This window comes from Anoxybacillus andreesenii (assembly GCF_030813005.1).
GTDB lineage: Bacteria > Bacillota > Bacilli > Bacillales > Cytobacillaceae > Robertmurraya > Robertmurraya andreesenii.
The window spans coordinates 1-13,932 of the sequence record NZ_JAUSTU010000001.1 but is presented as its reverse complement, the minus strand read 5'-3'; the positions used below and the strand labels follow the sequence as shown (position 1 = coordinate 13,932).

Annotated in this window: 16 protein-coding genes and 3 tRNA genes; 3 read left to right on the top strand and 16 right to left on the bottom strand. The window is 39.0% G+C overall.

What is annotated here, in order from left to right:
* Positions 1-8: 8 nt before the first annotated feature.
* A complete protein-coding gene (locus J2S07_RS00095; protein ID WP_307148352.1) occupies positions 9-251 on the bottom strand; it encodes a hypothetical protein in 243 nt (80 codons plus the stop codon).
* 315 nt (positions 252-566) lie between these two features.
* Here J2S07_RS00095 and J2S07_RS00090 point away from each other — a divergent pair, with 315 nt between their 5' ends.
* On the top strand, positions 567-770 hold the full coding sequence (locus tag J2S07_RS00090) for an alpha/beta-type small acid-soluble spore protein (RefSeq protein WP_307148351.1): 204 nt from the start codon (positions 567-569) through the stop codon (positions 768-770).
* 412 nt (positions 771-1,182) lie between these two features.
* Here the strand turns inward: J2S07_RS00090 and J2S07_RS00085 are convergent, their stop codons facing one another.
* The 7 genes from J2S07_RS00085 to J2S07_RS00055 form a co-directional block, all read right to left on the bottom strand.
* A complete protein-coding gene (locus J2S07_RS00085) occupies positions 1,183-1,398 on the bottom strand; it encodes a sigma-Y antisigma factor component (RefSeq protein WP_307148350.1) in 216 nt (71 codons plus the stop codon).
* Positions 1,395-1,745 (bottom strand): YxlC family protein, encoded by a 351-nt coding sequence (locus J2S07_RS00080; RefSeq protein ID WP_307148349.1) that lies wholly within the window; start codon positions 1,743-1,745, stop codon positions 1,395-1,397. Before J2S07_RS00080 ends, J2S07_RS00085 begins: the two co-directional genes overlap by 4 nt.
* On the bottom strand, positions 1,699-2,262 hold the full coding sequence (sigY, locus tag J2S07_RS00075) for an RNA polymerase sigma factor SigY (RefSeq protein WP_307148348.1): 564 nt from the start codon (positions 2,260-2,262) through the stop codon (positions 1,699-1,701). Before sigY ends, J2S07_RS00080 begins: the two co-directional genes overlap by 47 nt.
* Before the next feature lie 85 nt (positions 2,263-2,347).
* Positions 2,348-2,812 carry a helix-turn-helix transcriptional regulator gene (locus tag J2S07_RS00070; protein WP_307148347.1) on the bottom strand — a complete coding sequence of 155 codons (465 nt, stop codon included), beginning with the start codon at positions 2,810-2,812 and terminating at the stop codon, positions 2,348-2,350.
* Between the two features lie 123 nt (positions 2,813-2,935).
* Positions 2,936-3,085: a FeoB-associated Cys-rich membrane protein gene (locus J2S07_RS00065; protein WP_307148346.1), complete on the bottom strand. Its 150-nt coding sequence runs from the start codon at positions 3,083-3,085 to the stop codon at positions 2,936-2,938.
* Positions 3,086-3,113: 28 nt separating this feature from the next.
* Positions 3,114-5,117: a ferrous iron transport protein B gene (gene feoB, locus J2S07_RS00060; protein WP_307148345.1), complete on the bottom strand. Its 2,004-nt coding sequence runs from the start codon at positions 5,115-5,117 to the stop codon at positions 3,114-3,116.
* Positions 5,117-5,347 (bottom strand): FeoA family protein, encoded by a 231-nt coding sequence (locus tag J2S07_RS00055; RefSeq protein ID WP_307148344.1) that lies wholly within the window; start codon positions 5,345-5,347, stop codon positions 5,117-5,119. Before J2S07_RS00055 ends, feoB begins: the two co-directional genes overlap by 1 nt.
* A gap of 377 nt (positions 5,348-5,724) precedes the next feature.
* On the opposite strand from J2S07_RS00055, the gene J2S07_RS00050 reads away from it, so the two are divergent.
* Both J2S07_RS00050 and J2S07_RS00045 read left to right on the top strand, forming a co-directional pair.
* Positions 5,725-6,126, top strand: coding sequence for a MerR family transcriptional regulator (locus J2S07_RS00050; protein ID WP_307148731.1), 402 nt, complete (start codon positions 5,725-5,727; stop codon positions 6,124-6,126).
* A gap of 63 nt (positions 6,127-6,189) precedes the next feature.
* Positions 6,190-7,542: a hemolysin family protein gene (locus tag J2S07_RS00045; protein WP_307148343.1), complete on the top strand. Its 1,353-nt coding sequence runs from the start codon at positions 6,190-6,192 to the stop codon at positions 7,540-7,542.
* 110 nt (positions 7,543-7,652) lie between these two features.
* Here J2S07_RS00045 and J2S07_RS00040 read toward each other — a convergent pair whose 3' ends face one another.
* From J2S07_RS00040 to J2S07_RS00005, 8 genes are all read right to left on the bottom strand, one after another.
* Positions 7,653-8,900: a S1C family serine protease gene (locus J2S07_RS00040; protein WP_307148342.1), complete on the bottom strand. Its 1,248-nt coding sequence runs from the start codon at positions 8,898-8,900 to the stop codon at positions 7,653-7,655.
* A gap of 164 nt (positions 8,901-9,064) precedes the next feature.
* On the bottom strand, positions 9,065-10,495 hold the full coding sequence (locus J2S07_RS00035; RefSeq protein ID WP_307148341.1) for a sensor histidine kinase: 1,431 nt from the start codon (positions 10,493-10,495) through the stop codon (positions 9,065-9,067).
* Entirely contained in the window at positions 10,467-11,171 is a 705-nt protein-coding gene (locus tag J2S07_RS00030; protein ID WP_307148340.1) for a response regulator transcription factor, read from the bottom strand. Before J2S07_RS00030 ends, J2S07_RS00035 begins: the two co-directional genes overlap by 29 nt.
* Positions 11,172-11,765: 594 nt before the next feature.
* Complete coding sequence (locus J2S07_RS00025) at positions 11,766-12,686, bottom strand: cyclic di-GMP-binding domain-containing protein, MshE-related (protein WP_307148339.1); 921 nt, start codon at positions 12,684-12,686, stop codon at positions 11,766-11,768.
* Complete coding sequence (locus tag J2S07_RS00020; protein ID WP_307148338.1) at positions 12,679-13,065, bottom strand: response regulator; 387 nt, start codon at positions 13,063-13,065, stop codon at positions 12,679-12,681. The genes J2S07_RS00025 and J2S07_RS00020 overlap by 8 nt, the downstream gene beginning before the upstream one ends.
* Before the next feature lie 198 nt (positions 13,066-13,263).
* A tRNA-Gly gene (locus J2S07_RS00015) sits at positions 13,264-13,334 on the bottom strand.
* 191 nt (positions 13,335-13,525) lie between these two features.
* Positions 13,526-13,601, bottom strand: a tRNA-His gene (locus J2S07_RS00010).
* 42 nt (positions 13,602-13,643) lie between these two features.
* Positions 13,644-13,716 (bottom strand) — tRNA-Phe (locus J2S07_RS00005).
* Positions 13,717-13,932: the final 216 nt, after the last annotated feature.

The window sequence follows — 13,932 nt, the reverse complement described above, 5'->3', positions numbered from 1 at the left end:
GCGTAACACTATTCATGAATAAATATGATTGTGTCGAAGCCACATGTTGGGCATTTGAATAAATGTGGACATTGTTCATTCTTGTAGTCCTCGGGATAACCATCTTCTAGCTTCATTTGGTCAATAGGCATGTATGGGCTGTAATCATCATAGAAATCCATGACTCTTCCACTATCCTCCATTGCTTCGCCACATAAACGACAATTTTTCTGCTCCTCATGAAATCCATTACAAATTGGACAAATTCCCATGCTCCACCCTCAACTTTGATTTTATTTCTTATTAGTTTGTGCCTTTTGCTTACTTGTATGAATCATTTCCATGATGCTGAATGGATGTCGCTATAGCAAAAGAAAATATTCCCATCCTGATTCCTTGAATAAATACTTGCAAGATTTCCATACTAATGAGTAAACAAGCAACACAAAATTACTCGATGGGTTAAACCAAGTAAAGGTGGCATGGCAAACTTGTTCTTTTCGCAAAAACAAGAATCGCCTGCTAGCTGGTGCAAATCCAGCTAACCCAACCATTAGATTAAAAAATCTGAAGGAGAGTGTACTTCAATGGCAAACAACAGTTCTTCAAATCAACTACTAGTTCCTGGTGCAGCACAAGCTCTAGACCAAATGAAATTTGAAATTGCAAATGAATTCGGAGTTAACTTAGGTGCTGACACAACTTCTCGTGCTAACGGTTCTGTTGGTGGAGAAATTACGAAGCGTTTAGTATCTCTAGCTCAGCAACAAATGAGCGGACACTTCCAATAAATATAATGACCTAACACAAAACTAAATATAACATGGCTAAGCCCCCTTCGATTACAGAAGGGGGCTTTTAAATGTTGGTTTATAACTATAGAAAAACTGCTTGGAAATCCAAGCAGTTTATTCGGCCTTTGCCAATGTATATCCTACATAATAGACAAGCACCATAATGCTCGCGATTACTAATGTTACACTAAGCTCTTCCATCATCTCTGCCCCCTTTAGCTGTCGCTCTTCAAATTTAAAAGTACCATAGCTTTAAGAAGGAGGCCTTTGATAAATCGCACTATTTTTTGACTTTATTTTGAACATTTTGTGAACAGAAAAACTATGATCAGAGGATGCTACTCCACATACACCGCTGTACCGTATGCAATAGTATCCTACATCAAAAGGTGAGCTTTTCCTCTTGTTTTCATTCCTTCGCTTTTTTCCGTTTCCATATTTTGCGGGCGAAAAGCAGATAAAAGAGAGTTGGCATCGGAGCTTGAATAATTCCAAGAATTCCCCAAAGCCAATAATTATGCCCATTTTTCCGAGCATTTATGAAAAGAAAAATACTTTGAGTAAGTAAAATGACACCTATGGCAATGAGTGCAGGCAGAGGGAGTTCTTTCGTAGCCTCTGTCATGCTTTATTCACCTGCTTAACAAAGTCCTTTACACTATAGAAAACAACAAAGATGGAAGCCAAGCCTTGTACGGCAAAGAATATGGTTGGGAGTTGATAAAGTGTAAATAACAACATACTCACAATGATTACAGCAATCATAAGAAAAATCGTGACTTCCTTGATGCGTTTTTTTCGTATGACTTCTGTCTGTTCACCGACCATATGCTCAAACCATTCCATACTTGGTGTATGAATCTCCACACCTTCATCAAGTTGATCAAATCCCACTTTCATAAGCTGTATGAGTTCATTTTGTTCATCATCTAGTTGCTCTTTCCCGCTTGGAATCTCGTTCAGGTTGCTCATCTAATTTCAACTCCTTCCTCACTGTAAGAATTCCGTTATGAATTCTCGATTTGATCGTACCAGGTGAAACCTTCATTAAGCTCCCAATTTCATCATAGGAATAACCATAATAATGCTTGAGAACAATCGGAATCCTAACATCATCACTTAATTTTCCTAAGACGGTAAGCACATCATTCCATTCTTCATTTCTGCTCTCTAAGTGCCATTTTAAATTCCGAATCCCCTGTTCGGTTTGCTGCCAGTTTCTTTCCCTTTTATTTTTGCGAATTTGATCAATATACAGGTTTGTTGCGATAGAGATTAACCATGAAGAAAATTTAGAATTTTCATTGTACAAATGGATTTTTTCAATACATTTTGTCATCGTTTCCTGTGCCAAATCCTCAGCCATCGTTTTATTCATTGTCACTTTAATTAAGTATTTCAAAAGAAAAGAATAGTTTCCCTGAAAAAGTATGGCAAAGGCCCGCTGATTACCTTTTTTGGCATCCTTGATTAGGTCTTTTTCATCCATCCGTGTATATATCCCCACTTTCCCACAGCCCGCAACCTGTACTCAAACATATGACGCTCTACGGGGCAATTTCGTTCAATATTTTTTATTCGTTCTTTCCTTCCGTAACTAACTCTTCAAACCTGGCTAATGAGGCCGCCTCATCCAAGCTGCTAAATATTCGAAAAAATTCATCGTCAAGAATTCGAAAATGCTGGCTAATAATATTTTGTTGGAGGATAAAGCCATCCTTCTTTTTGACTTCACGCCACCATATTTTACCACCCATCGTTCTTTCTTTTCGATAATCTATCCCGTCACGTGCCACCGTTTCAAGAACCTCGAGCGGTTCATCGCCAAAAAGGTAACGTACTGTTTCGGTTTCTCGAAATAAGGCACATACCGTCACAACCGTTGGCCAATTTGCATACATTCGTCCCTTCTCGATTTGAACTAAGGTTTTTTTCGAAACGCCGATGATATCCGCCATTTTATCTTGGGTATAGCCCGCCTCTGTCCGAATCAGAAGCATTTTTTCCGATACTCTTAAAATTATCTCTTCTCGTGTCAATGGACCGTCATCCTCTTTTGAGTAATGGTGTAAAATTACACTTTATAAATTGATTATACAAGATGAAAGTAACCATATACAAGAAATTGTATAAAAAAAGACTACTACCGACGGCGATAGTAGTTATTTTGAACTATTACAATGATTACTTGAACAAGAATTTTTTATATCACAGGCTGCACATTTTCCTTGTTTAGAACGACTGATGAATTTCCACAACGCATACCCCGCATAGCCGAATATAGCGCCACCAATAATAATATTCACCACCATTTTCCTTCACCTCTCCAATACCGTTTGACTATAATCCAAAAACCTGTCCTACTTGATAGATGATTAAAGAAAGAATATAGGCAATAGCCAGAGCATAGCCCATGGAGAAAAATGTCCATTTGTAGGAGCCGGTTTCTTTTTTGATCGTTGCAACTGTTGCGAGACACGGAATGTACAATAAAATAAATACCATGAAGCTATAGGCTGACAGTGGTGAGAATGTATTCGCTAATATCCCTTGTAACCCTGCTTCATCAGGCACGAAATAAATAATATTCATGGTGGAGATAATGGCTTCTTTTGCTAAAAATCCTGTTAATAATGAAGCCCCAGCCTGCCATGTACCAAAGCCTAGAGGTGCAAGCAAAGGAGCAAATACTCCACCGATCATTGCTAAGAAGCTATCATCCATTTGAACATTCGTTCCTCCAGGTCCAGCGTAGGAAAGCAGCCAAATAATGACAGAACCAGCAAAGATAAATGTCCCTGCTTTTTTAACAAATCCTTTCCCTTTTTCCCAAGTACTCTTCCATAAAGCCTTTGCTTGTGGAAGGCGATAGGGTGGAAGCTCGATAACAAAGAAGGACGTCTCTCCCCTAAGCAGCGTATTAGAGAATATCTTAGCGAGAATAAGCGCAACGACAATTCCTAAAACATAGAGAGATAAGACTACTAATGCCTTTTGATGGACAAAGAAAGCACCGACAAACAAAGCATATACAGGCAATCTCGCTGAACAGGACATCAAAGGGGTAAGCAATGTGGTCATCAGCCTTTCCCTTGGTGTCTCTATGGTTCTCGCCGCCATGATTCCTGGAACGTTACAGCCGAAACCAATCATCATTGGAATGAACGCTTTCCCATTTAGACCAACCATCTCCATGAGGCGATCCATCACTAGGGCGACGCGTGCCATATAGCCCGAATCCTCCAATATCGAAATAAAGAAAAAGAGGATAAAAATCTGTGGCACAAAGACAAGCACCCCACCAACACCAGCGACAATCCCATCCAACACGAGGGCATGAATAAATTTGGAGGCTCCAACCAAGTCTAATAACTGGCTAATCCCTTCTGTAATCGGTCCAGAAATAAATGCATCTAAGGCATCTGAAAGTGGGAATCCAAGCCAGTCAAATGTCAGCATAAACAAGACATACATCACGCAAAGAAAAATGGGAAGTCCTAGCCATTTATTTGTAATGATGAGGTCAATTTTTTCCGATAAAGGCTGTCCTCTATTTCCTTTCACCTCGGTTGTTTCTTTTAGGATCTCGCCAATAGCTGCCTGTCTTCTCTTATAGATAAATTGTTCAATGGTCCTCACTTCACTTCCGGCTAAGACCGCACGTGAAGTTGAATGAATGAGCCCATCCAAGTCAGCTATGTCAATATATGATTGCAAATATTTTTTTACATATGGGTTTCCTTCCAATAGCTGAAGGGTTAACCATCTTGTTGAATGACTGGACTCTCCCTGAAGCAACTGTTCTAACTTAGTGATCGCTTTATCAATTTCTTCCCCATAATCAACCTGAAACTGCTTCTTTGTTTCTCGGTATGGAGTAGTGGCCGCTTCAGCTAAATCCTTGCAACCACGACCCGTTCTAGCTACAACGGGAACGACTTCCACACCAAGAACTGAGGAAAGCTTCTCGTCATCCACTTGAATTCCTCGATTTTTTGCCACATCGATCATGTTCAACCCAATGATTAAGGGACTTCCAAATTCAATGAGTTGAAGCGTTAAATGTAGATTTCTTTCTAATTGGGAGGCGTCGACAATATTTAACATCCGATCAAAAGGATCGTCTAACAAAAATCTCGTCACAACCCCTTCATCCTTTGAGAGCGGGTTAAGGGAATAGACGCCAGGCAAATCGATTAGCTTCGCTGCCCCCTGTTTAAAAATACCTACCTTCTTCTCAACCGTAACACCGCTCCAGTTTCCAACATATTCATAGGAGCCTGTCAGATTATTAAACATAGATGTCTTACCCGTATTTGGGTTTCCAAGCAATGCGATATCCATTATAGACCTTCCACCTTTATGCAGCTTGCTTCATTTTTCCTAATACCTACACATTGTCCACAGGATTCAAGCATAAAAGGTCCTCCAAATGGCATTTTACATTTTATACATACTTCTGAGCCTTCCGTAATTCCTAAGTCTAAGAGACGACGTTTTACCAATTCATCAGCCTTTGATATATCTGTAATTATTGCCTTTTCACCTTTTCTAAGCATGGATAACATGAACATCACCTAATTCAAAATTTAAATGAGAATGATTCTCTTTCTTTATATCACACTTTTTTTAATATGGGCAGTGGAAAATCTCACACATCTGCAGATAAATGATTCTAATTCTCAAAGAAGTAGCATCACTACTGTGTTTTTTCTTTTATGACATTTTCGTGAATTTCATTTAGCAAATCTATTACACTAGTAAGAAGGATCAGAGAAGTAATTTTTCAAATTCTAATTATTCAAAAATTACAGTTCATATTCATTGCCGTTTATAATAAACTAAAGGTAACAAATTTTTCAAAACCACAACGTTTGACTGTATGGTTTTTCATATTTTATAATTAATATGTGGAAAAAGATTGAGGTGATTTGATGGGGCTGTCTATCGAATTGGCGAACTAGCAAGCTTAGCAAATGTATCAAAAAGAACGATTGATTACTATACAAGTATTGGGCTCTTGAGAGCGCAACGTTCAAAATCAAATTATAGAATTTATTCGTATCAAGCTTTGGAAGATCTGAAGTTTATTGAACAATGCAAGAACCTGCATATTCCATTGGATGAGATTAAGAGAAAGCTTGAAATGAAGAAGCAAGATGAAGTACAAGAAGGGGAGATTAAGAAACATATCCAAGCCATTACTCAGCAAATGAAACAGCTACAAAATGACCTAGACGTCCTTGTCCCTTTGTTTGAAAATCTTGATGACCGACAGGCAGAACGCTTAGCCAATTTGCTGAATACGGAAGGAAAAATGTTAATCAGGTCCCTTTCCGGATTAAAATATTAAAATTTATTTTTGAGATTATTGGGAGGTGACTCCTTTCTCGTATAACGAGATAAGGAAACTTATTTGGACATATTTAACTTGGTTTTATTAGCCATTTTGATTGCTTTAACGGCATTTTTTGTCGCTTCAGAATTTGCGATCATTCGGATAAGAAGTTCAAGAGTGGAACAATTAATCGAAGAAGGTAGCAAGAGTGCAATTGCCGCCAAAAAGATTATTACTCATCTTGATGAATACTTATCGGCTTGCCAGCTCGGGATAACCGTAACTGCTCTAGGAATAGGTTGGTTAGGGGAACCCGCAATAGCGGAATTGTTAAAACCACTATTTAAGGAGCTTAATATTTCTCCAACATTGTCTCACAGTGTTTCCGTTGCGATAGCGTTCTTGTCCATTACCTTTCTTCATGTCGTAGTGGGAGAGCTTGCACCAAAGACCGTTGCCATTCGCAAAGCAGAGATGATTACGCTTCTCGTTGCGCGCCCACTCATTTGGTTCTATCGCATATTCTACCCATTTATTTGGGCCTTAAACGGATCAGCCCGGACAATTGTTGGATGGTTTGGCTTAAAGCCGGCAAAAGAGGGTGAAGAAGCACATTCTGAGGAAGAGCTTCGACTAATCTTGTCCGAAAGTTATAAAAGTGGTGAAATTAACCAATCAGAGTTTAAGTATGTAAATAAAATCTTTGAATTTGATGATCGAATTGCAAAGGAAATCATGGTGCCTCGTACAGAAATCGTGTCTTTGTCAAAGGACGATACAATCAAGACTTTTCTTGAGGTTATGTATGTGGAGAAATTCACACGTTATCCAGTCATTGATGGGGATAAAGACCATATTATCGGATTGATTAATCTTAAGGAAGTGATGGCAGATTTATTAAGCCATCCTGAGATTGCTTCGCAAACATTGGACTCCTATATTCGTCCAATTATTCGTGTGATTGATACGGTTCCAATCGGAGACCTGTTGATTAAAATGCAGAAAGAGCGTATTCATATGGCTATCCTTATGGATGAGTACGGTGGGACCTCTGGTCTTGTGACAGTTGAGGATATTATTGAAGAAATCGTCGGTGATATCCGCGATGAGTTCGACATGGATGAGGTTTCCGAAATAAGAAAGCTTAATGACGATCACTATATTTTTGATTCCAAGGTTTTGGTTAGTGAAGTCAACGATTTACTTGGGCTCGATATTAACGATGAGGATGTCGATACCATTGGGGGCTGGATATTAACAGAGAATTTTGAGGCCCGCGAAGGTGACTCCATTATTTTTGGCTCCTATTCATTCAAAATTATAGAAATGGAGGAGCATCATATAAAGTATATCGAAGTAACAAAAAACGAAGAAGAATTTCATAAGAAGCCCATTCAGGACTTACCCTTGACGAATTCTTCTGTAGTTTGATATAGATATATCTAAAAAAATTCCTGCGAATCGATTCGCAGGAATTTTTCTTTAATAAGTATAGGTAAAAAAATGATGAAGGGAAGCAATACCGCCTCCCTTCATCATTTTTAGTTTGTTTTTATATTACTCGATAGTTTCAATTTCACAGTTTTATAGCCGTTGTCACTATAAACTTTTAGAGAGACATCTTCCCCAACCTTAACTTTAGTATAGAGGTATTTTCTTAAATCATTGGATGTTTTCACTTCATTGTCATTGATAGCGACAATGATATCCTGTGCTTTTATGCCAGCCTTTCCGGCAGCTGAGTTTGGATCAACATAGGTAACCATTGCTCCACTTTGTACATCCTTCGCTGTATCCTGGAGATAATACGGAGGAATTTCCTCGACACTTGCCAAGCTAACTCCTAAGTATGGACGACTAATTTGTCCGCTCTTGATGATTTCATTCACAATAGGAACAACATCATTACTTGGAATCGCAAAGCCTAAGCCTTCCACTCCACTTTCGGAGATCTTTAAGCTATTGATTCCAATAACTTGGCCCGACATATTAATTAAAGCTCCACCACTATTACCTGGGTTAATGGCGGCATCTGTTTGAATGACATTTAAGTCCCAATCCCCAGCAGATGTGGAAACAGAAATTTCTCGATCGACTGCACTAACGATACCCTGTGTTACTGTACGAGAAAATTCTAACCCTAGTGGATTTCCGATGGCAAGTACCTGATCACCTGCTCTTAGGGTCGACGAGTCACCAAACTCTAACACATTATCAGCGTATTTTGGGTCAATTTTTAGAACAGCAAGGTCTGTTAAGGCATCTGTGCCAATAAGCTCGGCTGTTGTTTTCTCACCGTTATGCAGGGAAATTTCAATCTTTGAGGCCCCCTCAATAACATGGTTATTGGTAACAACATACGCTGCAGCATTTGTCTTTTTGAAAATGACACCAGAGCCTGATCCAGCTTCAACCGCATCCATGCTTCCTGAAAAGCGATTGTTGTTCTGCTGCATGTTGACGATACCAACGATAGCTGTTGCCGTTCTTTCCACGATGTCTGAAACGGAAGAATCGGTATTTTTCACTGAAGCTTTTGTGGCAACCACTGCTGAATCACTATCGGCTGTAGACGTTTCAGAAATAGTTGCAGCTTGATTATTTACTGGTTCATACATTTTTTGAAAGGCAGCGGTTTGCGGGAAGATCGCTAAGGTTAACATAGAACCAACTACCCCAGCCGCAACTGTGGACAGAGCACTCTTCACAATTGGCTTTGCTTTCCCCTTTTTCTTCTTGGGAAGTAAATCCTCATTCGTTGGCATTTCAAATTTATCTAAGTCTGACATTCATAATTCCTCCTCTTTTATTCTTATGTCTTGATCATAGTGATAATTTGTGAACAAAAAATGACAGAATTCTTAAGAACAATTGAAAAAATAGAGAAGAAGAATGAAATTATGAGTCATGAGAGCTTTTTTCAGAAAAAAAAATAGAGCCACTTTAAATAGCTCTAATCCTTCGAATAGGGGATCCGTATGGTAAATTTCGTTCCTTTGCCTTTTTCACTGGACACTTCAATGGAACCGCTGTGAAGATGAACCAACTGTTTGACAATGGATAATCCTAATCCAAATTCACCATAGGGATTACTCGTTCTCGAAATTTCCGCCTTATAAAATCGGTGCCATATTTTTTCGACCTCGGCCGGATCAATTCCGATTCCTGTATCTTCAATTTCAATAATCGTATCTCCCTGATCCCATTTTCCTTTTAACCAAATGAGACCATTATCGGTGAATTGAATACTGTTCTTCGTTATATTGATTAAAACTTGAATCAACCTGTCATAATCCGCAAAAATATGGACTTCTTCATCCACCTCTATCTCAATTCTGTTATTCCTCTCGGATGCCTGAAGGAAAAGGGTTTCTTGGATGATCTCAAATACCTCTAGTAATTGAAGGTCCTCTTTATTAAGCTTGATTTGATTCGAACGGATTTTATCATAATCAAGATTCTCATTCACTAGTCGAATTAAGCGCTTTGTTTCCTGACTGACCAGATTAATCCCTTTTTCCTTTTCCTCGTCCGCAATCATATTGTTTTTTAAGCCCTCAATCACTCCACTTATGGTCGTTAATGGGGTCCTCAATTCATGAGACACATCACTCATGAAGTTTCGCCGTCTATTTTCAAGGCTTTCTATTTCTTCTGCCGCCGTGTTGAGTTTTTTCACCATGTGGTTGAAATCCTTTGCTAGCTCACCAATTTCATCAAAATCCGATGGTGGAAGGTTGACTGAATAGTCCCCTGCAGAGACCATTGAGGTGGCCTCCTGCAGCCTTTTAATCCGATTCACATGAATCTTTGATAAAAACCAGCTTGGTAGAATGGACAAGGCAAAGGCGAAGAAGACCGTTAATATGAGATACTGATTAATTTGACTGATCATTTCTCTAGAGCCACTAATGGGGGTGGTTAGAAAAATTCCACCGATCAGCTGGCCCTTAATGAAATACGGGAGAGCAACGAGTGTGACATCCTGATTTGAATGCTGCACCCTTTTCTTGACGACGAGTGGTTCACCTTCAGAAATTTGCTCTAGCACTTCATCCGCAAGCTTCAAATCAGGGATATACTTGCCGCTCGGATAAAGAATATTTCCTTGTTCATCAAAGATACTAAAGCCAATATTTCTTCCTTTCAAGACCATACTATATTGGTTAATGACTTCATTTGCTCCCATATCCCCTCGAGTGATTTCTACGAGAATATCCTTTCCATAGGAGACGAGCTCATCTACTTTATTCTGATAGACAAGCCCCTCGACATAATGAGCAAACACTAGGCTTAAGATCAGAAATGCGCCTAGAAGAACGCTCATATGACTAATGAGCTGCTGGTATAAATACTTAATCTTGAATGGTTTGGATCGTTTCATCGAACTTATAACCTACTCCCCAAACCGTATGGAAAAACGGTTGATTTTCCGTACCGACTTTTTTTCTAAGCCTTTTAATATGAACATCGACTGTTCGCTCGTCCCCATAGAATTGATAGCCCCAAACCCGTTCCAGAAGCTGCTCTCTTGTAAAGACTTGCTTTGGATGCTGGGCAAAAAAGTAGAGCAGGTCAAATTCTTTAGGAGTTAAATTGGTGATTGGGTCCCCATTTAGATACACTTCTCTTTTTTCCCTGCTAATTTTGAAATGCTCTGTGTTCAATAAGCCCTTTTCCACTTTTTCAAAGGAACCGCTGTTCACTCTTCTCGTAATAGCCTTAATTCGCGCCATTAGTGCAAGCGGGCTGAAAGGTTTCGTCACGTAATCATCCGCACCCATTTCCAAACCTAACACCTGATCCGATTCACTATCCTTTGCTGTTAGCATAATGATCGGAATGGCATCCCCTTCCGATCGAATTTTCCTACAGATTGAGACCCCGTCCATCCCTGGCAGCATCCAATCAATAATGAGTAAATCCCAATCTCCATCCTTATATCGTTTATATCCTTCTATTCCATCATGGACATATTCACCATTAATGTCTTCCTTTGAGAAGAACATATCAATCATCGAGCATACACTTTCATTGTCCTCTATTACCAAAACGTTCAAAATACAACACCTCCTAGAAATAACATAATTCTTATTTTTCGTTCGATCAACTCCCATTCCTTCATTTCTTTAATATTTCTTGGTTTGTTAATAGTTCGGTCATATTTTAAAAAAGTTTTTAGAACACCCCCATAGTTTCCACTATTACTCCGAATGATTATAGTAAAAACCACTGACAAATATCCAATTTTTTAGTAAAATAGAACTATAACTAAATAACTATATCGAAGGAGTAAGAAAAATGACAGATATTGATAAGCTGCTTGAAGCAACAGTTGATCTAGATGAGGATGTTCAGGATCTCATGCTTAGTAATGTTGAAATTGATTGGTTATTGGAGGTCACTCAGGATTTGTGAAACAAAAGAGGCTACTCGATTCCGAGCAACCTTTTTTATCTAGGCTCTTTTCTCAAACATTGTTGCTTTTGAATAAAAAATTATTAGACAATACAGTTGTTTATGCTGTCTATCTGTTGAAACAGCGGAGAAAAGTACTACTCAAACTATGCGTATCGCACGCCTAGTATGAAACGGAATGGCCGGTATTAAGGACATTCCAGAACCACAATCCGTTCGAAAACAGCCTTTATCTATTAAACAAGCTGTTGACTATCCTCACCTTTTTCGATCAAGACCGTGGATGGCTGAGTGGAAAGGAATAGGTCAAACTTGCCCTTTGAGGTGTGAACGGTGACGAGTAATCCTTCCCCATTAACCTTTGCCGATTCAACTACTTCCTGCGGATTCATGTTTAGCTCTATACCTTCGTTGGACATATTGACTAAGTAAATTCCATTATGTAAATTTAAAAACTCACTGACGGATGCCTTAGCTAATTCATCCACCTCTGTTAATTCTTCCTCTGCGTACGCAGATGCAATGTAAAGGAAGACATCTTCTTGTGCAGAAATGGCCGTAAATAATGGTGCTTCTCCCACAATATCCTGGTGTACCAGCCAATTGCCTTCGTTTTGCTTGTGGTCACATACCTCTAAATAGACTTGATCATCAATGAAGCGGATCATATTCTTCGCAAAAAGAGTCAAATAATTTCCGTACTTCTCGATTGTATTCGATTCCTTATGATCAAGAATATTCGTTACAAGTGCATCAATATCTCCACGCTTAATAGCTTCAAATTTATCATCGGACAAGCTGAAATCCCTTTTATAATGGTTTAATGCGTTGGAGAATTCCTCAATGGACATATATCCACGATCAACAAGGGCTTGGGCCAAAAGCAAATGATTTTGTTTTTGAACAGAAAGCATCGCTTCCACTTGATCATCAGTTAGATAGCCTAGTTCAACCGCAATTTCACCAAAGCGCTTATCGATCTGCTTCTGCATTTCGTGAACCTTTTCAACCTGTTCGGGTGTAAGAAATCCTTCATCAACAGCGATCACACCAAATTTCACATGAACCGACTGCTGGAATTCCAGTGCGTCTGTTAGTTGTTCCCTCGAAAGTAGTCCTTGATTTAATAAATAATGGCCAAAAAATTGACTAAACATTGACGCTTCCCTCCTTGAGAATCTTTTCGATGATATTTGTGATTGCTTCAAGAGAGATTGGTTTCTGGATAAAATCATATGCACCTTTTTCAAGTGCTTTCTTGAGATGATCTTTTGTTCCAGCAGATGATGCCATGACGACTTTGGCCTTCGGGTTGTGATTCATAATTTCTTCTAGTGCTTCAATTCCATCTTTTTCGGGCATCACGATATCCATGAAGATTAAGTCGGGATTCTTTTCCTTGGCTACCTCCACCGCGACAATACCATTTTCCGCTTCATAGATTTCCTCACATTTGCATTTCTCTAATGTGCTTCTCAGCTTCTTTCTTATTAAAACTGAATCATCACAAATCAGAATTTTTAATTGGTTTTCCACATCTGACAACTCCTTTATCTTAAGTTGTTACAAACTATTTTGTTGAGATATCCTTCAACATTACTAGTTCTACATGCCTATTAAAAATTCCTTTCGTTTTTTTATAATTCTTTATGACTAAAAATTGAACTTTTGAATAGGTGAAAAAGACCACAAAAAAAGTAAAGCTGAAAAAACAGCTTTACTTTTTTTGATGTAAGCGGGTGATGGGAATCGAACCCACGACAACAGCTTGGAAGGCTGTGGTTTTACCATTAAACTACACCCGCACAATTGTATTGTAGTATTATTATGTTCTGCTTACGAATATTGGCCTTATCATGCCTCTTCCTCTGAAAGCTAAATCAGGGATGATGGATGCGTCGAGGCAACTCGCAGATAATTCATAGATGTTTCGCTCGTGGCTGTGGTTTTACCATTAAACTACACCCGCACAATCTTCATGCTATTTGATTGAAATTGGGGCGATTGATGGGAATCGAACCCACGAGTGTCGGAGCCACAATCCGATGCGTTAACCTCTTCGCCACAACCGCCATATTGAGAAAAGAAAAAGGCCTAAGCCTGAAATAAAAAGATGGCTCAGGACGGAATCGAACCGCCGACACATGGATTTTCAGTCCATTGCTCTACCGACTGAGCTACTGAGCCAAATTAAGTATATACTCCTCTATTAAGTTTTACTTCGTCCATCGTCCTCATCTCAGAAAGATAACTCAAGAAGCAACTCGATGAGTACGCTGGATGCTATTTCTCAGAAGCTTATTCATCGTGCTCTACCGACTGAGCTACTGAGCCAAATTAAGTATATACTCCTCTATTAAGTTTTACTTCGTCCATCGTCCTCATCTCAGAAAGATAACTCAA